The organism is Undibacterium sp. TJN19 (assembly GCF_049339485.1).
In the GTDB taxonomy this organism is placed as follows: Bacteria; Pseudomonadota; Gammaproteobacteria; order Burkholderiales; family Burkholderiaceae_D; genus Undibacterium.
This window is the reverse complement of the sequence record NZ_JBMPPL010000003.1, coordinates 118,705-138,617: the sequence shown is the minus strand read 5'-3', so window position 1 is coordinate 138,617 and position 19,913 is coordinate 118,705. Positions and strand designations below refer to the sequence as shown.

Here is a 19,913-nt window from a genome sequence, read left to right as displayed (position 1 = left end):
CAGAAAACTGCGGCAGAAAACTGTGGCTAGCCTGAGGTTCAGCATTCAGCTGGCCGGTTTTCTGCCATTGTGTCGCTACCTCACCCCAGGTAAATATCTGTGACGTCATCCAGCGCGATGTAACCGTCCGGGGCATCAATGAAAGCACCTTCCTGTAATCGTATTGATTTGCGTGTCGTTGTTTTCTTTATCTTTTCCAGCGGATCACATGCGGACAGAGGCTGAGTATCTGCCCCGGTACCCGAAGTGAAATGCAAACCTGTCAAACGCTCGACTTCAGCAATTTTTACCTGGAAGGTTTTATACGCACCAAATGGCGCTGTTGATTCTACGCCGTACTGCGCAATCACTGCGCTTTGATCCAGGATGTAGGCGGTCGCAAATAATTGCTTGTCGCTATCGAGCGTCGCAACGATTTTCCAGAAGCGTACGGGATACTGAATTTTCGGAAACGGCTTATAAACAGGGTCATCTTCTTCCAGGACGGGTCCCGTCAGTATCTGCACGTCAAACTGTCCCTTGATCAGTCCGGCCTCCAGTACATAGTCTTCCAGACCGGCCCACAATTCCTTGCCTTCATTAAATTTGGCATGTTGCGGTGTGCAATTGGTCCAGTGGCAGGTATCGGCTGCTGACATCAGCGCCACCTCGGCAGTAGCACCAAATTCCAGGTCTTCACGGCGTGTCAGGTGTCCGCGATCAAACTGGTTATTCTTGTAGTAAAAATTGCTGACCTGATGCTCCAGCGGTATCCTTGGATCAGTTCTCCAGACATCTGGCGGGCGGTTCATTTTATAACGTTCGGAATAGCGTACATTGGCGGCGCTGAATATGGCAAAACGCCGTTCAGCATGCATCACCAGACTGTAATTGTAGTAGTGCAAGATATACTCATTGCCATTGGCGGGCGTCAGCAATTTGGATGCCTTGGTTTTCAGGTCAGGCGACAAGACAGGAAAATTAATTTTATGCGCCCCTTTGCCCAGAAAATTCTCATCAAAGCCCTTGCGATCATGGTAGGTCGCGTCAAAGCGCACATCGAATGCAGCCTGCTTTTGCACGGGAGCCGCAGCAACAGTAGCAGCTTCAAACATATTGGCGGATTCTGTTGCCTTGACCTGCCGTGCAATGCTGACCTGCCCATCCGTATCAATACTCAAGGTGACAGAGATGGATTTGGCCAATTGCGTTTGATCTGAGAAACTCATGTTATTCACCTCAGGTTGACGTGGAGAGAAGTTGGATAGTTTGGATACAGCCTGACTGCCTGTGCTTGCCACTAGCATTTTTGCCACTGCGGGCAAAGCGATTGACGCATTGGGTACGATATTGGCAGGCGCATTTGCCGACACATCAACTGATGTATCAAACGCCCGTATATCATCCACAGATGCATTGATGACTATTTGTAATAGAGGGTGCGTTGGCAGTGTGTCTTTGAGTTCATTGACAATGCGAGAGACGCGAATACCTTCATTGGCTATCCATTTAATATTGTCTTCACCATCATGATCGGGGTCAAAATCACGCCCGTCCGTGGTTTGCACCTTGCCATTCACTTTTAAAGGAATGCCACTATGATGAAGTGCCACTACATACCAGTCGTTATTGAACACCGGGGAGCCAGACGATCCGCCCAGGGTATCTGTGGTGTACCAAAGCTCATTATCAGTCCGCTTGATGAATTTATTTTCCCTGACACAGACCTGCTTCAACCCACCATTGGGATGCTGGATGATGCTCAGCCATTCACCTTCAGTCACCTTGCCGGTCGCGGCTATCAAAGGCAGATAGGCGTAAGCAGATAGAGGTACGTCAGCATTACTGGCCGAGGCGTCCACTGCCACTACGGTAAAATCGAGCGCTTCACTGGTATGAAACAAGCGGCCAGGTGATAGCTTAAAGATTGTTGGGCCATTTTGCACACCATCCACATCCAGTTCATAGGCGAAATGGGCAACCGAGCGCTGGCTCATCTGCGCATCTGGCAGCACGTGGTGATTGGTGATCAAGACCCCGGGAGCAATCAGAAAACCTGTGCCCCAGCCGATCAGGCTGCCACTGGCACTATGTATCGCCACCCTGGCAATCGATTTGGCGGCAATGGCACCGCGCGCCAGGTAATTCACGTCCTGAAGCTCATTGCCCAGCAATATGCGTTCGAAAAACTCGTCTGCCTTATCCACATCCTGCATGCTGTCACGCAAGAACTGTTTGCGCTCGGCCTGCTCGCGTGGTGACGACAATTGCGCAGGCGTCTTGTCACGATTGAGGGCAACCGTGGCCGCAATATTACTGGCACCAGGCTTGCGCTCTGCCTTCTCTATTTGCTCAAGAATCACGCTCATCAAAAGCCTCGCTTTTCAACGACCAGGCAATGCTGGCAACAGCTAGCAGCAATAACTCCACCGACAAGGCTGACAGGCATGGACATAGGCAACCTTGATAAATCAAATTCTCACACATGGTATATTAACTATGAAAAATGACAACTAAATTACCTGATTTACAATTGAAGCTTGCCTTGCCAACATTTTCCATATGAGATTCGCGCTCGACAGGAGCAATACATCTGTCACGAGCAGGAAGTGCAATAGCAAAAACAAGAGAATTGAGGAAAGCTGCGAATGCGCCTTCATACAGAAAGATTTTCTGCAAAAAATGAAAAAGCCCGCTTGAAAGCGGGCTTTTTCACGAATTTCTTGGGGTGATCGATGGGGTTCGAACCCACGACAACAGGAATCACAATCCCGTTGTCAATAGTCTTGTATGCCTTGAAGATATTGAGTTTTAAGCTACATATTTTCCAACAGATCACCATTATCTCGCACCGTGGACACTCACTCTCGGGTAATCCGTTGGAAAATTCGCCGTCACAAAATACCGCATGCAAGTACGTGGTTTGCCTGATATTGAGTTGCATGGTGCTCAGCCGCAGTGTTAGGAATGACACACAATATTTCAATTTAGATAGGTAAAATTACACATCAATTTTGCTGAAAGATGGATATGTGCGTTCACTTTACACCTACCAAATTTGAAAAGCTTTCATACTTTAATGCGTCCATGCCGGATCTGGCAGACTGGCCAAAAGAGACCTGGCCAGACTACCAAGCGCCGATCATAAGACAGGGCGAAGATGGCCATCGCGAGACTTTGCTGGCCAATTACGGCATGGTGCCAAAAACAAAGATGCCGTCACACCTGAAGCGTTTTTCGACCACAAACGCCAGAGCTGAAACCATCGGCGAACTGCGCACGTATGCAAAACCCTGGCGCGAGGGTCAATTATGCCTGGTGCCCATGGAGGATTTCTTCGAGCCGTGCTACGAGACTGGTAAAGCCGTCAATTGGCGGATCGGATTAAAGGAGGCTTCTGATTTCGCCGTCGCCGGCCTGTACAAAGAATGGTCAGAACCAGACGGCGGTACCAGCTTTTCATTCACCCAAATCACCATCAATGCAGATTATCAGCAGTCGCAGCTTCGGGAAAAATGTCACGGCGATCGAGGATATAGAAGACGCCCTCGCCCACTTTGTCAGCAACGCGGCGCGCAAGCTGCGCGATCAAGGATCGATCGCGGGCATGCTTCAGGTGTTTATCCAAACAAACCGCTTCCGCACGGAACTGCCTCAATACAACCCATGCCTTGCCCTCCCGCTGGTCACAGCCACGTCGTGCACAATGGCCTTGCAACGCTATGCGATAGCCGCTCTCAAGGTCATGTTCAAAGCTGAATACCAGTATAAGAAAGCTGGGGTGATATTGAGCGAAATCTGTCCGGCGTCAACATTCCAGGGAGATATGTTCGCCGCCGGCAACGAAAAACCAGAACTGATGGCGGCAATGGATGCCCTGAATTCGAGATATGGAAAGGGAACGGTGAAGCTGAGCCAGGATGGAAGCCGCCACTCTTGGAAAATGCGCATGGAGGCAAAGTCTCCATGCTACACAACGGTCTGGGACGAGCTACCAGTTTGCACTTAGCCTCTGGTGTTAATATAGCAAAATAAACATTCGAAAGAAATTATGAAATTCCAAATTTCAGTTTTAGCTTTAATAGCCCTGCTTTTAATGACTGGTTGCGACTCAGAAGAACTCAATCTTATTGCTTATGATGGGCTGAACAACAAGTCAACAATCCATATTGTTGATGGCAAAGGAGCATTGACCTGGGCAGTCCCTGGCGAAAAAGAACCTACAGTTATACAAATCGAATCAGTAGAAGCACTCTATCCTGAATTTTTTGGCAAAATCATTTCCCGTAACCACTATAAATTGAGGATCACTGGATACGGTTCAGTTTTGTCGCTAAGTCGAGATGCTGGTGGATATTCATGTTTTGAATGCGCATCCATCCATAAGAATTTGATACAAGTTACTCCCCCGGTTTTATGGGCACGCGCTTCTAATAAATAGTATATAAAGTCCTTGCTTGTTCGTATTTTACGAACTACAATGTAGTTAATCCGGCAGCAAAAGTGCAAACCGGTACTCTAGGAGATTCAAAATGACTACATCCACAAAATTTCAAGTCCGCGATTCCAACGGCACACTTTCCACAGAAGACAGCTTGCGAGATGCTGTTTTGGCCGCAGCCAGTCATGATATGTTCGGAGCCCGTTTCGAACGCATGAATGACGAGGGTGAAATACACCCATCCCACCCAATGCGTTTTTTCAGCAGCCGCCGCCACATTGGCAACAACGTTTATTCCATCGACCCAATCAAAGACAACTTCAACGCCGAGAGCAATCTGGCTGACGACGATGCGGCCGAACGCGATGTTGCCGAGCAAGTTAAAAAACAAGGTTATCTGCACAGCAAGCACACCATCGAAATTGTGGAACTGACGTTTGAAGATGACGTTTTGACGCATGTCGATGGGCTGACAGTCGAAGAGATCCTTGCCGACATTGGCGACGAAGATGATACCGTTGAATTGATCCGCTCGATTTACGAATAAAATCTGCCCTGCAAGGGGTAAAACATGGGAATAATTATGCAAACTTCTATCAAAACCATTCTTGACCTGATCAATAAGCGGGGCTTATGCGATGTGGTTGCTGCGACTTTGTCTGACAAGTATAGCGACCCTGACTATACGTTGACGCAGGCAGATATTGATGCCGTAGCCAATAGTGTAGACGCAAAATACGAGGCTGTACCAGCAATTGGCTCCGTTGACCTATTTGGTGAAACTCAAACACCAGATACTTGGCTTGCGGCTCGAAACGCTATTTCAACCACCATGGACGATTTAATAGCTTTAGCTTTGGCACTTGGATTTAGAAAACCAGAAGCGTGGAGAGACTGATGAACGGCCCCACGCTCAAAGCATTGCGAAGCCTGCTTTTTTTTACAATGGATGAAGCTGCTATCTTTGTTGGCGGAGGCGTATCGCTCAGATCGTGGCAATACTGGGAGGCAGGAAACCGACCAGTTCCACCAGATGTTGCCGAGAGTGTCGGCGAACTCGCTCAATGGCGAGTGAAGGCCGTTGCTGCCGCAAATGCGTCCGTTGCCCAAGCATTAAGCGAGTTACCAGACGACGCAAATGTTGATCCTATACGCCTGGTCAGCTATGCGTCAGTTGAAGACTGGATGACGTTACCTGGACGTGAGCCGGTGCTCTGGAAACCAAACTGCTCGGTGATTGCTGAAATTTGTGCACGGCATCATGCGCAAATTATTGTTTTTGACGGTCCTGCATATTCAAAGTGGCTGGCTGGCCGTCACGATGACGAGTCAATGCGCGGGCAATGGGCGGCAGAAACACTTCAATAATTGCGCAAACTAATTCGGCCACGAACTATCAATTTTTTGACCACGCTAATCTCAAATGAGGAAAGAAAAATATGGACATCGTTTTAGATGAACTGAAAATAGCAGATGGGATTTCAATCCAAGCAGGATCTTATCAAGTTGATTTTATTGCCAGTACCAAATGTCTTTATCTGACGAACATAGTGATCAAAAACGACAGAAAAAGTAAAGGTGGCGGCATACACATCACAGATAGCAAAGAAAATCGCCTGGCGCTTGGCATACCGTCGACCATGTAACGCGCCAGGCCCATTTTATTACAGAGCCGTGGCTACAACATCCAGCGCCGCGATCGCCTGACCCCAGCGGCCGCCAATGTTATTGGCCTTGACGATGCCGGTAACGACCACCGATAAGAGAGGCCAGACTTTTTGGAAGTCATCGCCCGCTTCACCGGCAAACTGCCAGATCGCACCGAGTCGATCTTGTACATGCTGTAGTTTTTGTTCGTTTGTTGTGCTGTCCAAACCAAATGTCTTGGCTGCGTCAGCTACCAGGGTGCCGACGGTTGGGCTGAGACCGATAATGACTTGCTCGGCTTGTTTGGCGGATTGGATAATTTGTGCGATGTTCATGGTATTACCTTTCGTGGTGGTTAAAATTTGCACTTCGTTGAGAAATTGATGCCGTCAATCGACTGAATGTAATCAGCCGCTGTACGTTGTATCGAATCCTGAAAAAATGTTTTCGCTGTCAGGGATTCCGCTTGATCGTGATTGCTGCGGACTGCTTGCCTGGTCAACGGCGATAGGCTCAGCGAGCACAGCGCTTGATGGTTCTGGCGAATCAGGCGCTGGCACTCCGTCGACGAAGCTGTGATCTTCGATTGGAGCGTTTGCGGGTTCGTTGGACAGGAGTCCGACTTTGTCACTGGATGCGACGGTGGCGCCAACATTGAGCAGCCCGCTACCGCCAATGAAAAAGGCAATAACAGTGCCAATCGCTGTAATGACTTCCGGGCCAGGTACCCATTCGGGCGGAATCTTGAAATACACAAGCGCCAAGGCAAGAGCTGTTCCGAGCACGCCAGAGATACCATTGGCGATTTTTTGTTTGTCCTTGAGAGCGACTGCATCTTTGACCGCCTTTCCTGCTTTGAACAAGTCCCAAAACTTGCCGAGTGGTGGAATGTTGAACATCACAGCCCCTTTGTATAAGTGACAGCCTTGCCAGCAGCAAAGTGCGCTGTCAGCACTTCCCGGCGTGCTGGGCCATCTGACAGGCCGACATGCAACCATGTGCCTTCTTGGATAATCTGGTCGAACTCAATGCCAGAAGCCACGAAGATGGCAGCGAGCGACCGTGGTGCGATGCCGGTGACGGTGATGTCAGCAGCCAGTCCCTTCGTGTGTGCCGAGTTAATGGAACCACCTACGGCCTTATTGACCTCGGGGCAGCGATATCCGCTTGAGACGTTGATGGGCATGCCCAGGTGAGCGCGGAATTTTTCCAGCGTTTCACAGAGCCTGGTCAGGTTTTTCAATACTTCGGGCGAAGGTGCATTTGATAGCCCCATACGCACTGCCGTTTGTGAAAAAATCATGCCGTCCAAGCTGAAATGAGGAGTAATATTCATAATTGCCTTACAATAAAAAAAGCCCCGTAATGGGGCCCAATGAGTTGTCGATGTCCGGTTTTACGGTTTTCTTTCTATCAACCTGTCGAGTTTCTGGTTAATTTCCTTCAAATCTTCTCGGACTGTTTTTTGATTGTTGTCGATGGCTGTATCTTGTCGCAGGTCAATTTGGTGCTGAGTAGTTCTCGCCTCTTCCAACACGATTACCCTGGTGTTTAAGGTCATCCAGGCGGTTGCCCCCGTCACGATGAATCCAAGGAAAGTCAGTAAGTGACCTAAATTGATGGTGCCGTCAAATTTTACTTTGCGGTCTGGTGGAGGCATCGGCTTTCCTTTTCTTTGGGCGTAAAAAAACCCGCCGAAGCGGGTTTAAATTACAAGTTGCTGTAGCAAACTGAGAAGTTGCGGCCACTCGTCACAATATCGTAAGTCCCCGCCAAACCGGCTAGGGTATAGCGAACAGTTACACCATCCGGTTGTAAATCGGCATCCAGAATATTGTTTTTGTTGATCAGATTAAAACCATCGGCGTTCCCAGCGCTGATAATGTTTGGGTTGGCTTGGAAAGCTGCCAAGCCACCGGCGACAGTTACTGGTGTGCGGCCATCGTTAAAATACAGAACGATATCTGCACTGCTATTGGCTGCTACGCCAACAGAAACCAGCGCCAGATTGATTTTTTTCGCACCATTGTTAATAAAATTTGACATGATTTTCCTTTAAAAAATTAGCCTTAAAATAAGGCGGTTCGTGTACAACTTCAAAATAACCAATAAACAACTACAAGACCATCACCACCTTTGCCACTCAATCCACCGGCATTGTCAGTGCCGCCACCGCCACCACCGGGGAATCCACCATCTACTGCATTGAGGCCAGTTCCAGCAGCTGCTGCACCACCACTACCGCCACCACCAATAAGCGCATGTAAGACGCCATTTACAGATACGTTTGATGGGTTTAGTACGTTGCCATATGCGCCAGAAGCTGCGCCAAATGCGCCAGTTATTCCTGACGCCCCACCAGCGCCAGCATATAAACTGTTGCCTGGAGTGCCACCAGATCCAGTGCCACCACCACCTCCGCCCCATACTGCATTGCCGGAAATGATACTGCTGGATGCATTGCCGCCACCATAATCGCTAGATGCGTTTAGATTTGCATTAGTTATGGCTCCGCTGGATGTTCTTATGTTTGGAAATCCACCAAGACCATTGTTAGAACCAGCGCTACAAATGCCGCCGCCGCCATTAGCAGAACTTCCTCCTGATGCACCGCCATAAGCTTCAATTAGTACGTTTTGCGCGGCACTTCCGAACGATGATTTGTTGCCTGGGTTTCCGCTATTGCCGCCAGAAACAGCCGCGCCACCAGCGCCTACAGTTACCTGAAATATCAAGCCAGGCTTCATCAATTGCGCATCAACAAATTGTCGATTTCTTGCACCACCGCCGCCGCCAGCGGCATTACCATTTGCACCGCCGCTGCCGCCAGTGCCAAATACATCGACTAAGAACATAGCCGCGGCAGGGGCAACGAAGTTATACGTACCAGGGCCTTTAAAGACCTGAAAACCTCGCGCGCGAAGTGGCGCGCCTAAAAATCCAGGAAATCCAGATGACATTAGTAATCTCCCGTAGGCGCACGAACGCGCCAGCCTGCTGCTACGGTCGTGCCTAACGTGGCATACAAAATGTAGCCCGCAGGTATTGCGCGATACAGGGGGATGACAATTTTGGTTTGCCCGGCAATTTCTGTTAGGGTCGTAGCTGGCAGACTGACTTCTTCCCACAGAATATTGTTTGCAGCTGTGGTCGTTGCAGAACCGTTGTTGAGAAAGACGCGCAGAACCGATGCAGTGTTTGTACCAATCGGTAACGCTTCGATACTTTCCACAAAAGCGCCGTTAGTGCCGGCAACAACAGAAATTTGAGTGACTGTGCCAGTGCCATCTTTGGCAGTATTGGCTGTCGTGAGTAGCGGTGAAAGCAGAACTCTGGGTATCATTGGAAAAATTGGGGAAGTATTTGCAGCCATGGCAATCCTTAAAAGTTGTTATACATGAAGATATTCAGCGCCGGACTTGTGGCACCAGCAGCTGATCCCTGTGGACCGGACAGCGAAATTGTCCAGGCACTGAGAGTTCCAGATCCGACTGGCAAGGTGACATTGACAGTCATTGCGCCGGTACCGCTGTTAAATGTGGTGATGGCACCAATCATCTGAATTGCTGGCGATGCCGTATTTGCAATGACGATTGTCTGGCCAACTGCAAACGATTTCCCGGTTTGCGCAAGCGTCAATGATTGCGGCCCAGGGGCAACCGTCAGACTTGTGGTGCTTGTTGCGGAAGTCCCGGGCGCATTGACCGCGCTAGCAGCGCTGGCTGCGGCAAGTGCCTGGTTGTTCTGTACGTCGGTTTGCCGAGTGACGACGTCCGCCTGCCTGGTGACCACGTCTGCCTGCCTTGTAGTCACGTCTGACTGGCGAGCAGTAACATCTGTCTGCCTATTCATCACATCGACTTGCAGGGCATTTGCTTCCGTGACAAATTGAGGTAAAGCGGTTACGAATGTATCGGCAGTAGCTGCAAAGTTGCTTGGGTTGGCGCGCGTCGGTGACGGCGGTAATGGTGTCATCGCCATTAGATGATTCCTTCAACTGAGAGAGAGCATAAAGTCATGGTCGGATAGGTGATTTCGACTGAAAAATCTCGATAAAATCCGAAGATGATCAAACTGGTAAAAAGATTGTCAGCACCGATCCACAGCACTGGCGTGCTGCGCCAGGCAGACAAGGCGATGACGGCGGCATCCATAATCGTCGAATCGACCATCACCTTGGCATCCAACTTTTTGACGAATTTGCGCTTGGTGATGGTGGGATTGCCATAGGTGTCGATATCCTTTCGGCTGTAGTCGACAATCCCAATGCTGGCCCCGTATTGGGTATTCCCCAGGTTAAACGCCTGCCCTACCACGCACATGCCGCAACTGACGTTGCCGGATGCCGTTGAAATAGTTATGGTCAGAACTCCGCTGGCATAAGGAGGCAGATCTGTTGCAACCAGGTCAGTTTTCTTGTTGATCGGGTCGAAGAAATAGGCGAACCAGTCCATAATTGCCGCGCCGTAGACTAGGCTGAAAGTCTGGTCATAGACAGTCGTCGCACCGCTGGTCATGGAAACATGCACGCTGTCGCCGAGCAGTTGCAGCAAGCCCAGCGAATCGATATTGCCTGGGTCCAGAACAACTGTCAGCGATGTGGCAACTGTCGTGGCCGTACCAACCTGACTGTCAAACATGCCCCACCGGTTAGTAGGGCCGATATCTTGCCACTTGGGTGAGGTGCCTGTTGTGCTGGATTCTGGTGCACTACCAGTATTAGCAACCAGACACGTGTAGCAGCGATGCACACCTGTCACCGTTCTGCGAACGGTTGTACCGACTGTATAGGCAGTACCAGCGGCCCATTCGGTGTATTCGGTTTCGGCAACGGTACTGCTCGTCAATACCGAATCAGTAATTGCAATCGGGCGAACAAATTTCATTATGGTGACTCCGTTGCAGGCATGCCCACGTTTGTCCAGCGGTCCAGGGTCTTGTAGGTGCCAGAGGTATTGCTTGCAACCGCCCGGACTTCAGCCCGCATGAGACGTATTTCATTGATCAGTTCGGTTTGCCCTTTGTCTTCTTGCCTGGCTTGTGCAGCTGTTTTGACGCGTTCACCGTGATGTAGCTTTGCCCGGTAACCGTCGAAGGGTACGAAGTCAAGTCCGTCCGCATGCGAACCGTCATCAACAGGCAGGCCATAGCCAGCACCTGTCAACGGATTGGCATACAACCCGAGTTGACGAGCAAACTTTTCGAAAGCAGCAGCACCGAAGTACTTGGTATTGAGGCTGTTGTAGTAATCGTTACCAGGCGCATATCCCGTCACGGAATCCAGGTCTTTTTTATAGGCTGCATCGATGTAGTCCTGAACTTGCTTGGCTTTTTGCGCGTCGCTTTTCATCGCTTGGCTGCGTGCGGCCTGCAATGTTCCCTCTCCTGGCAACCCGCCGTAGATTTGGTCTGGCGTCATTACGGTCGTTGTAGTGACCGCAGATGATGCAGATGCAGGGTTATTCGCCAAATATTGCCCGTTGACCGCGCTGGCCACACCGCCCAGGCCTTGCGCCATCAAGTCTTGCAATGCCTTCACCGCATCGCTGACCGACAAAACGCTGTTGTTGACGTTCAGCAGGCCGTCGACCTGGCTTTTCAGCAGATCAAGTTGGCTTTGGTTTTGTTTAACCATGCGCTCGGCAGCGGTTGCAGAATCGTCCAGGACGTTTTGAACCGTGTCGAAATCTTTTACGTAGTCAACAAAGTTGCTGTTGCTTTGCTGGGAGAGTTCGACAAATTTTTGCAATTTCGCAATTGCAGTCTGGTCGCCGCTATTTGCATCAGCAATTACGCCCGGCAAGTCTGCTTTGGCATTCGCATATTGATCGGCGATGCTTTGGGGTGAAATAGCGGAATTCACCAGTGTCAGCTGCATTGCGCGCGCGGCCGTGGCAAAACTCTGCATCTTGCTGATGACGTTTTGTATTGCTGTGGCCTCTGCGTTGTACGCAGTTTGCAAAGCAGACTTGGCAGCGCTGAGGCGTTGATCGTAGGCTTGCTGTGCTGCCTGTGCAGCCGCCTGAGCCTCTTGCTGGATTCTCTGCGCCTCTTGCTGTGCCGCGGCTTGTGCAGCCTGCGCCTTTTGAGCAGCGGCCGCTGCGTCCTGAGCGGCGAACGTCTTGGTTAAAATGTCTTTGGATACGAGGTCAGTTGTAGCATCCAGTGTCAATTTGCGTTGCAGTGCCAGAGATCCTTCGGCATCGCCCAATGCATCGAGCAAGCCTATTTGCAATTGCGTTCTGGACTTACTTAGTTCAGCAGCAGCTGCGGCGGCTTCTTGTTCAGCGGTCAAAAGGTTGATGCGCTCCTGTAACGGTTGCAATGTGGAATTCATTGCAGCCAGTTCGTCAGCCTGTTTGGCTGCGAGGGCACCAGCAGCATCGCCTGTCAGCTCCATGATCTGGATTTCCATGGATCTACGTTGCTTCAGTAAATCTGTTGCCGCCTGTGTGGCAGCAGCTGTATTGTCAAGCGAAGCGTTGAGTTCGGTGGTGTAGTCGGCGACCTGCTTAAACGCTGGTGCGATCTGCATCAGGGCTGTGTATTCCTGCCTGCCGGCTTCTGTCGACAAGTCTAAGCCTTTGACCACATTTTTAAACTGCTCGATGGTCGTCACGCTGGACAAGCCCAGGCTTGACATTTTTGCAGTGACTGAATCCATGGTCGGCTTGATCTGCTCAGCCGCAGTCAAGAAATTCTGCGCAAAATAGGCGGCGTTTGCAGAAAATGCCTGTGCGCCACCAGCGAGGTCAATCAGCTTTTCTCGCATGGCTACTGATGCCAAGCCGACTGCGCCAAACGCCGCTTGGGAATCTTTACCCAATGACAGCAGGACACTGTCCACGCTCTTAAAGTCATTCGCCAGGCGAGCCAGGGTCGTGCTGGCGTCTTCACCGTCCTTTTGCAGGCCTTTGAGACCGCCACCGGCATTGGTGCCGATGTTCAGCAGTTCCGCACTGATATCGTTGCCGACGTTTTTAAAGATTTCTGACAGGTTTTTCTGTATTTCTTCGGCGGTCGTTCCCAGGCTGCCCGATATCGCTTGTGTGCGGTCTTTGAGGTAGGCCGCATCAATCCCGAGGGTTTTGGCATAATCGGCCGATGCTGTCTTCAGGGCATCATAAGCACCGGTCACATTTTTAAGCAGCGCTTGGTCGCTGGTTTGGTTTGCGCTGTCCGTGTATTGACGTCCATCGACAGTGGTACTGGACGTCCCAAGGTTATATTTCCACGTGCCGGAAGTGTCAGGATTAAACCAGCCACCGTTTTTTGTCCACGAGACGTCACGCGTCAGGTCTTGGGTGCCCAAGTTGCCGGATATGCCGACGCCAGTCTGTACGCGATCTTTACCGGAACCGAAGTAAGCAGCGGCGGCAGCTGCCAGCGCAATCCATCCAATGACCGGGATTGAACCAAGGGCGCTAGCAGCACCTGACATTAGGCCACCCCCTGTAGCTGCGGAACCTCCAATAGCTGTAGATGTTGTCTCTATGCCTAAAGCATTCAGAGCGCCTGTACCAACTGCCGTTGCACCTGGTGTAGCTGCTGAACCAAACCCAAAGTAGCTACCTACGGCACTGATTCCGTTTCCGATTAAACTTGTTCCATTCGAGGCACCGCTGATGCCATTACTAGCCAAGCCAAGGGCACTGCCATAACTTCCCTGCGCGCTGGCGGCACTCGGATTGATCAGCGAGGCACCAAACGAAGCTATCGGGCTGATAATCGGGCTCAATACCAGGCGAGCGAACCAACTCTTCACGTCTTCAAGTAGCTTCTTAAAGGCATTGCCGCCACCACGGCCGATGGCATTGTACAAACCGTCACCAATTGACTTGTTGGTTGCTTCCCAGGCAGTTTCTGCCTTCTTGGCTTGTTCCTTTATGCGCTTATCTTCATCGGCAATATCAAGCGCAGTTGCCTTGCGGTTTTTCTGAAAATTGATCTCTTGGAGCTTATCGATGATTTTTTGATAGCTATCCAAAATCGCATAGTTGGTGCCTTTGGCGGCTTCGGTAGCGATGACTTCTTGCTGGGTCGAAATCGCCAGGTTGTTGGTTGCGATATCGAGACGTTCGACAGCAGCTTTCGATTGTTCCTTTGCGACGTTGTTTGCCTCAAGCTGGTCTGCTTCTTTCGTCAGCGTCGATATGTACTTATTCATCAAGTCATCGGAATCGGAAATGACTTTATCTTGAGCAAGGCCTTTTTCGATAGTGATCCTGCGTGAATGATCCGCGTAAGCTGCTTCTGCTTCTGTGATTTTCTTGAGCGTTGCAGCGATATCGTTGGCGCGCTTGGCGCTTTCGACATTTGTCTTGACGACAAAGTCCTCGTACGTTTTCAACTGCTTTTTGTAACTTTCAACTTGAATCTGCTCCAGGGCCAAAGCCCGGGTCTGTTGATTGTCGTAAAATTCATCGTCGCTAATTTGATGATATTTCCGCAAAAGGTCATCAAGTTTTTGGAGTTCGTCGTTCTTACGTTTTTCAGAATCGATTTCGTCCTGCTGTGCCTTTATTTTCCCAGCCAGCTCAGCGCCACGACTGTCCTGACCGGCTATCTTGGTCATTTTGTCTTTGTGCTTTTCAGCATCATCTTCAATCAATTTGTCGATCGCGGCTTGGTTATACTTCTCAGCCAGACCTTGATTGAGGTAATCCGCATTGACCTTTTCCGCCCACATTTGGATTTTTCTCGCATCGTCAGCGCGGATCTGTTCCTTTGTGCGATTGGCCTTGATTAAATTGTCGAGTTCGATTTGAGCAGTAACGGCCTGGCCTTTGATTAAGGCATCACGTTGCTTGTTACCGGCTGCAATTTCTTCATCATTGGCTGATTTGACAGCAGCAGTAACTGCCTTTCGTTGCTCAGTGATTGCTGCCACCAGGGTATCTTTTGTGCCGAAGATATCGATGCTGGGTACTTCGGCCAGGCGTTTTTTCAAAGCGTTGAGTTTTGCAATTTCGTCTGCAACGACATCTGCTTTACTCAGGCCAGCTCCAACGTTCATTGCCGAACTGATCACTTCAGTGAATACAAATTTAAGGCCCTGCCACCACTGCGTTAAATAGCCAACCTTCTGTGCCGAGGTGTCCATGGCTTTATCCATGAGCCCCATCACCACCATCAACGCCTCTTGCGCGCGACCATGTTCTTGTAATTGATGGATGCGTTCATACTCCAAGGCACCCATGAAGTGATATTTCTCATTGGCGTTTGCTGCCCATGTAGTCACGTTCTTCGTGATGCCGTCGAATTCTTTGACCACTTCGTCAGCAGACTGGCCAGTCAATTCGGACATCTTGATAGCCATCTTGCCGACGGCCTCAATTTCGCCGCCAGTGTATTTGCCGGTAGCGGCTAACTCTGCGAGCATGACGCTGGCAGAATGGGCGCTGGTTTGTGATGTGGCCAGGCCCTCGGCCATTGTGTGCAGGCTGTCACGTGTCAGGCCAGCATAGTTATTGGTAACGATCAGTGTTTTATTAAATTCATTGACCTCTGATGCGCCTTTGATTGCAAGATATGCAAATCCACCCAGAACAACTGCCGCTGCGCCGATAGCCATGCCGGTACCGCTAAAAAGCAGGCCCAATGCATCTGTCCGCTCGCCGAGTACCATCAGCGATCCACCAAAGCGAGACCATTGACCTTGGCTGGCTTCATGCGCCAGTACAATCAACTCTCGGCGTGCGCCAGCTGTAGCAAAATTTAGCTTGTGCATTCCGCCTTCTGCCCCGCCCAATTTTTCAATAAATGGCGATGCCTCAGTCGATACGCCCAACTGAGCGGCTTTATATGAAAGCATCTCTTGCCTGGTCATATTCAGCGTATCTGCTTGCCGTTTGAGGCTGGCAACGAATTCATCTGCTTTACGCGCGGCTGCATCCTGCGCCTTCGCAAACTCACTGGCCACACGCTCTTGCGCTTGCAATTTCTCAATCGCTGCACCAATTGCAGCAGCCTTGTCCTGTTCTGACTTCGAAAATTGCTGAGCGATAGCGTTTGCCCGTTCGACTTGCGCACGAGTCTTGTCCAGCAGGTCATGCTCCAGCTGTAATGCTTTGATGTACCGTTGGCCAGCATCAGTCACGTCATCCGTGACCTTTTTCTTTTGCGTCATCTGCTCGTTCTGGCGGCCGATGATCTCGCTGGTTTTGGTCGAGGTCTTGCCCAGTTCCTCAGTCGCCGTATCAAGCTTTTCAGAAGCGTCAGTCAGCTTATCGACGTCGACGAAAGCAGCTTTTGCACTGCTTGCATCAATGGCGATGACTAAGTTGGCGATTTCTGACATATGGCTCTCAAAATAAAAAAGCCAGCGGTTAGGCTGGCTTAAGGCGGAAAACTGAACCACACAAAGGTGGCTATTCGGATATGTTTTTTACATTAAGTGATTCAAGATAAAGCCGGTCCAGCGCCCGAATGGCGTCTAATTCGAACCTCTCGGGCTTCCTGCCTGTTACTTGCATCCAGGCCTGCATGTCCTGAAAAGTAATGACCGCAGGCCCCATGCCATTATTTCCACGAGAATGATGCAAATCCAGAAACCAGTGCCAGAGGTACTCAAGCTCTATCGGTACCGTGACAGGGCGTACATACATATCCCAAAATGATCTGATTTCTTGAGGGATGTATTGGACCTGATCGCTCTCGCTTAAATGTGCAATGGAGCCATGCGCTACTTCAAGGTGCCATCGCAGTGTCTTACCGTCCTTCTGTTCTTCACTGAGAACGAATTCTGCCCGGGCAAAAGTCAGGAGGTCGTCGACGAGACTGGCAAAAAACCTTCGTCTGCCTCCAGAGCGGCAGTGATCTTGGCCAGCCATGTGGGGCGCTTGCTGAAAATGTCTTTCAACACTTCTGGTGTGGCGGTCAGTTCAGTTGTGCCGGATTTGAAACCGTAGATACTTACAACGACAGCGATCGCTCTCTTTGTTTGGTTTTCTTTATGCAGGTCGACGAGTTGGCCGGCACCTTCGTCTGTTTTGCCATCGATCTTCTGTTTTTTGATGACAGCGCGCTTGATAGCCAGAATTTCAATCTCGCGATCAACTGCCTGGCATTGAGCAGAGTTTTTACCGACGATCTTGAAACCGGCGACTGGCTCCGCATCGTCATTGAACGATACTGGGACATCGAGTACGCCTTGATCGTCACTTTGCAGACTATCGATATCAACGGATGTTTGTGTCATGGTTATACCTTTTTATAAAATGCAGGAAATAAAAAAGCCCACGTCTGAGGTGGGCAAAGGACACAGCCCGAAGGCTGAATGGGGGTTATGCGAGGGTGTCCTGAAGGCACAATGTCGTCAGTTCGGAATTGATACCCGTGCCGCCGGCAAAGTTATACAAGGCTGTAAATTCGTATGTCCCGACGATGCCCTTTTCACCGTCATCGGTCGTCGATGACTTGATCTTGAGACGAGGCAATACGAAAGAAACGAAATCAGCCGCTGCGGTGCGATCCGATGCCAGGGCAACAACTAGTGTCGTTTCGGTCTCGCTTCTGAACAGCGCATCTATCGTTGAATCACTTAGCATCGCCGAAAAAGTGCCAGAGACCAGGAATTTCTTTCTGTATGCGTCTGGGCGCAGATTCGAGCCAACGACCCCGTCCATCGGCGTTTCTTGGCCGTTGATTGTCAAATCTATGTTTGTTACGATACCGTTTTGAACGCCGTTAAGAATCAGAGCACCGGTTGCCGTAGACAATACGTTAGAAGTTGTTTCAGCAGTAGGAGTTGTGAAATACTGGGTTGCGGCACTTGTTTGATCGAGTCCAACCAGTGTGAAATCCACTTCAGCATTACCGGTACCAGGCAATTTCAGGGCGACCTGGCCAATTTTCATGTCTTTAGAAACTTCGGATATCGTCACGTCAGACGACCATTCTTCGACCGTGTAATAGATATTTGTCTGACCTGTGGAAGGTGTAAATGTCTTTTTGCCTTGTACAGTTACGGTACAGCCGGTGACCGGACCTTCCGCCACCAGGGCGACACCATTCAGCGGGATGCCGGTGGCCACTAGCGCAGTCAAGCCGGTGATGAGGAAGTTTTTGCTGATGTTCGCTGCGTTCAGCGCCCCGACAGAAAGGCGAATAACGTCGCCAATTTTGAAGCCATCTGTCAGGTAAGAACCTGCGGCACGAGTCAACGTATAAGGACCAGTACCTGCAACAGTGATTGACACAGCGGAAGCAGATGCACCAGCCGTGAAATCGCGGCGCAGCAAAGCGGCCAGCCAGTCAGAATACGTGCCAGGAGAAAGCAGGCCGCTCAACTTGCCATCGACCATCTGCACGCCCTGGCGCTCAGAGATCAACTGTTGATGACTGGCGATTTCGTCCTGGGTGTTATAGGTGTCACGTTTCAAAGTGAAAACGGACTGCTTGCGGCGCAAGTACTGCGCACCAGATGTCGCGGCAATGACGCCGACACCAGTTTGGCGTTTGTACGCGACCTTTTTATTAATACCTTGTGCAATTGTTGGCATGATCCAGCCTTTCAGAAATGAAAAAGGCCTGCCAACGGCAAGCCAAAAGAAAAAGCCGCCCGAAGGCGGCTCAAGAAAATGTGAGTGATCTAACTGAATACGTCGGCAATGAACCGGATGCGCACTGGCAAAGCGAAGCGATCACCGTCGACCATGCCGTTGCTTATTTCTGGCGTTTTTACTATGAAAGTTTTGACGCCGTCCTTAATGAAGACGCTACCCCGTAAAAATGTGTCTCTCAGCAGTTGAGCACGGGTATTTGCATCCCCTGCACCCTTGCCGATCGGGTACATCAGGGTTACTTGGACATACCCCTGCTCACGATAGAAGCCCATGCCCAGCGTTGAGTTATCAGGCGGAGCAAACATCCATTCAACCTTTTGATAAGGGACATTGGTTGTCGACTGAAACACCACGTTTTCCCATGACGTTTGCAGCGGTGGCACCATGTTCAATATCGCGGTCTCGATCGCGGCTCTTACTTTGATCGCGCTCATATTGGATATGCCTTGAAGCCTGCGGCCATACTACTGTCACCGTTGCGCAGGTTATTGACTGCGTCATCTACAATGTTGCGCCAGCGGACAACTGCGATTGCCACCATGCCTGCCGGTGCCTGGGTAGACCAACCGTATTCCAGGCGCTCTGCATAAGGCAGATTGTTGGTCAGGTAGTACGAGCGTCCAGCAGCGTCAGAAGGGATAGCGCCAATAACACGCTTAAGTGATGCATTTGCGCTGGCTGAACTCGGGTCGATATCGGGCAAAACACCGTCAGGGATGGATTCAACGCCCAATTGCCAGTTTGCGCGGAACCGACCGCCGACATACCCTTTAGGCGGTGGGCTTTGCCACAGTTTTGCGTCACCAACCGGGCTGCGCTCAACTACATCAGTCGTCAGGTCAGTAATGGCCATCCGTGTGACAGCATCGGCCTTTTCCACAGCGCGCTTGGCAAACTCTGCGATTTCAAGGGAAAATTTACCCATCAATTCCTCGCATGGAGTTCGTACAAAGCTGGCAGATCGCCGGCGAAGGTTGTTTTGACATTTTTTATGGTCATGTCACTGGTATCAAACGTGATCCGATCGCCTGGCGCTGGTACTACAGTCAGCGCGGCTGCTGCGATCGTTATTTTCTTGTCGCCTTCCAGTACCAGTCCACTTACAAAAGCAGCACCGTCTGATTGGCGGTTGTAATCTTCAACCAGGCCTTTTAATGAGGTGGACGCTTCATTTGTCGCAGCGGAACCGGTAGTTGGATCGTAAGCACCCTGATCTACATTGATATGAGTCATGCTCTTGCCAAATTTATTGATCTGGCGAAGTGCTGTGGCGACAGCGC

At 50.4% G+C, this 19,913-nt stretch carries 23 protein-coding genes, 1 tRNA gene and 1 pseudogene; 7 read left to right on the top strand and 18 right to left on the bottom strand.

Annotation, left to right across the window (positions count from 1 at the left end):
• Nucleotides 1–80: 80 nt before the first annotated feature.
• Both ACO0LH_RS12040 and ACO0LH_RS12035 read right to left on the bottom strand, forming a co-directional pair.
• Entirely contained in the window at nucleotides 81–2,348 is a 2,268-nt protein-coding gene (locus ACO0LH_RS12040) for a DNA/RNA non-specific endonuclease (RefSeq protein ID WP_422941329.1), read from the bottom strand.
• 355 nt (nucleotides 2,349–2,703) lie between these two features.
• Nucleotides 2,704–2,818: transfer RNA gene (locus tag ACO0LH_RS12035), tRNA-OTHER, on the bottom strand.
• 185 nt (nucleotides 2,819–3,003) lie between these two features.
• Here ACO0LH_RS12035 and ACO0LH_RS12030 point away from each other — a divergent pair.
• From ACO0LH_RS12030 to ACO0LH_RS12000, 7 genes and pseudogenes are all read left to right on the top strand, one after another.
• Nucleotides 3,004–3,429, top strand: a pseudogene (locus ACO0LH_RS12030) (SOS response-associated peptidase family protein); the annotation flags it as partial.
• Nucleotides 3,430–3,460: 31 nt separating this feature from the next.
• Nucleotides 3,461–3,988 carry a DUF4113 domain-containing protein gene (locus tag ACO0LH_RS12025; RefSeq protein WP_422941328.1) on the top strand — a complete coding sequence of 176 codons (528 nt, stop codon included), beginning with the start codon at nucleotides 3,461–3,463 and terminating at the stop codon, nucleotides 3,986–3,988.
• Nucleotides 3,989–4,030: 42 nt separating this feature from the next.
• Nucleotides 4,031–4,420: a hypothetical protein gene (locus tag ACO0LH_RS12020; protein ID WP_422941327.1), complete on the top strand. Its 390-nt coding sequence runs from the start codon at nucleotides 4,031–4,033 to the stop codon at nucleotides 4,418–4,420.
• A 91-nt stretch (nucleotides 4,421–4,511) separates the two neighbouring features.
• Nucleotides 4,512–4,967 (top strand): hypothetical protein, encoded by a 456-nt coding sequence (locus ACO0LH_RS12015; RefSeq protein ID WP_422941326.1) that lies wholly within the window; start codon nucleotides 4,512–4,514, stop codon nucleotides 4,965–4,967.
• Nucleotides 4,968–5,003: 36 nt separating this feature from the next.
• Nucleotides 5,004–5,318, top strand: coding sequence for a hypothetical protein (locus tag ACO0LH_RS12010; protein WP_422941325.1), 315 nt, complete (start codon nucleotides 5,004–5,006; stop codon nucleotides 5,316–5,318).
• Nucleotides 5,318–5,788: a DUF1870 family protein gene (locus ACO0LH_RS12005; protein ID WP_422941324.1), complete on the top strand. Its 471-nt coding sequence runs from the start codon at nucleotides 5,318–5,320 to the stop codon at nucleotides 5,786–5,788. Before ACO0LH_RS12010 ends, ACO0LH_RS12005 begins: the two co-directional genes overlap by 1 nt.
• A 71-nt stretch (nucleotides 5,789–5,859) precedes the next feature.
• Nucleotides 5,860–6,066 (top strand): hypothetical protein, encoded by a 207-nt coding sequence (locus tag ACO0LH_RS12000; protein ID WP_422941323.1) that lies wholly within the window; start codon nucleotides 5,860–5,862, stop codon nucleotides 6,064–6,066.
• Between the two features lie 18 nt (nucleotides 6,067–6,084).
• On the opposite strand, the gene ACO0LH_RS11995 is transcribed toward ACO0LH_RS12000, so the two are convergent.
• From ACO0LH_RS11995 to ACO0LH_RS11920, 16 genes are all read right to left on the bottom strand, one after another.
• The gene (locus ACO0LH_RS11995) at nucleotides 6,085–6,402 is read right to left on the bottom strand and encodes a hypothetical protein (protein WP_422941322.1); all 318 of its coding nucleotides are present in this window, start codon (nucleotides 6,400–6,402) and stop codon (nucleotides 6,085–6,087) included.
• A 72-nt stretch (nucleotides 6,403–6,474) separates the two neighbouring features.
• Nucleotides 6,475–6,966, bottom strand: a complete 492-nt coding sequence (locus ACO0LH_RS11990; protein WP_422941321.1) for a hypothetical protein — start codon at nucleotides 6,964–6,966, stop codon at nucleotides 6,475–6,477.
• On the bottom strand, nucleotides 6,966–7,403 hold the full coding sequence (locus ACO0LH_RS11985) for a D-Ala-D-Ala carboxypeptidase family metallohydrolase (RefSeq protein ID WP_422941320.1): 438 nt from the start codon (nucleotides 7,401–7,403) through the stop codon (nucleotides 6,966–6,968). The genes ACO0LH_RS11990 and ACO0LH_RS11985 overlap by 1 nt, the downstream gene beginning before the upstream one ends.
• 60 nt (nucleotides 7,404–7,463) lie before the next feature.
• Nucleotides 7,464–7,727, bottom strand: coding sequence for a hypothetical protein (locus tag ACO0LH_RS11980; protein WP_422941319.1), 264 nt, complete (start codon nucleotides 7,725–7,727; stop codon nucleotides 7,464–7,466).
• Between the two features lie 50 nt (nucleotides 7,728–7,777).
• Nucleotides 7,778–8,113: a hypothetical protein gene (locus ACO0LH_RS11975; RefSeq protein ID WP_422941318.1), complete on the bottom strand. Its 336-nt coding sequence runs from the start codon at nucleotides 8,111–8,113 to the stop codon at nucleotides 7,778–7,780.
• A 50-nt stretch (nucleotides 8,114–8,163) separates the two neighbouring features.
• Entirely contained in the window at nucleotides 8,164–8,922 is a 759-nt protein-coding gene (locus ACO0LH_RS11970; protein ID WP_422941317.1) for a glycine-rich domain-containing protein, read from the bottom strand.
• A gap of 104 nt (nucleotides 8,923–9,026) precedes the next feature.
• Nucleotides 9,027–9,440 (bottom strand): hypothetical protein, encoded by a 414-nt coding sequence (locus ACO0LH_RS11965; protein WP_422941316.1) that lies wholly within the window; start codon nucleotides 9,438–9,440, stop codon nucleotides 9,027–9,029.
• Nucleotides 9,441–9,448: 8 nt separating this feature from the next.
• A complete protein-coding gene (locus ACO0LH_RS11960; protein WP_422941315.1) occupies nucleotides 9,449–10,048 on the bottom strand; it encodes a hypothetical protein in 600 nt (199 codons plus the stop codon).
• Nucleotides 10,048–10,953 (bottom strand): hypothetical protein, encoded by a 906-nt coding sequence (locus tag ACO0LH_RS11955; RefSeq protein WP_422941314.1) that lies wholly within the window; start codon nucleotides 10,951–10,953, stop codon nucleotides 10,048–10,050. Before ACO0LH_RS11955 ends, ACO0LH_RS11960 begins: the two co-directional genes overlap by 1 nt.
• Entirely contained in the window at nucleotides 10,953–16,367 is a 5,415-nt protein-coding gene (locus tag ACO0LH_RS11950; protein WP_422941313.1) for a phage tail length tape measure family protein, read from the bottom strand. Before ACO0LH_RS11950 ends, ACO0LH_RS11955 begins: the two co-directional genes overlap by 1 nt.
• Nucleotides 16,368–16,437: 70 nt before the next feature.
• Nucleotides 16,438–16,899 (bottom strand): phage tail assembly chaperone, encoded by a 462-nt coding sequence (locus ACO0LH_RS11945; protein WP_422941312.1) that lies wholly within the window; start codon nucleotides 16,897–16,899, stop codon nucleotides 16,438–16,440.
• Complete coding sequence (locus tag ACO0LH_RS11940; RefSeq protein ID WP_422941311.1) at nucleotides 16,827–17,267, bottom strand: hypothetical protein; 441 nt, start codon at nucleotides 17,265–17,267, stop codon at nucleotides 16,827–16,829. Before ACO0LH_RS11940 ends, ACO0LH_RS11945 begins: the two co-directional genes overlap by 73 nt.
• Before the next feature lie 85 nt (nucleotides 17,268–17,352).
• Nucleotides 17,353–18,570 carry a phage tail tube protein gene (locus ACO0LH_RS11935; RefSeq protein WP_422941310.1) on the bottom strand — a complete coding sequence of 406 codons (1,218 nt, stop codon included), beginning with the start codon at nucleotides 18,568–18,570 and terminating at the stop codon, nucleotides 17,353–17,355.
• An 89-nt stretch (nucleotides 18,571–18,659) separates the two neighbouring features.
• Entirely contained in the window at nucleotides 18,660–19,067 is a 408-nt protein-coding gene (locus ACO0LH_RS11930) for a phage tail terminator-like protein (protein ID WP_422941309.1), read from the bottom strand.
• Complete coding sequence (locus ACO0LH_RS11925) at nucleotides 19,064–19,558, bottom strand: hypothetical protein (RefSeq protein ID WP_422941308.1); 495 nt, start codon at nucleotides 19,556–19,558, stop codon at nucleotides 19,064–19,066. The genes ACO0LH_RS11930 and ACO0LH_RS11925 overlap by 4 nt, the downstream gene beginning before the upstream one ends.
• Nucleotides 19,558–19,866: a hypothetical protein gene (locus ACO0LH_RS11920; RefSeq protein ID WP_422941307.1), complete on the bottom strand. Its 309-nt coding sequence runs from the start codon at nucleotides 19,864–19,866 to the stop codon at nucleotides 19,558–19,560. Before ACO0LH_RS11920 ends, ACO0LH_RS11925 begins: the two co-directional genes overlap by 1 nt.
• Nucleotides 19,867–19,913: the final 47 nt, after the last annotated feature.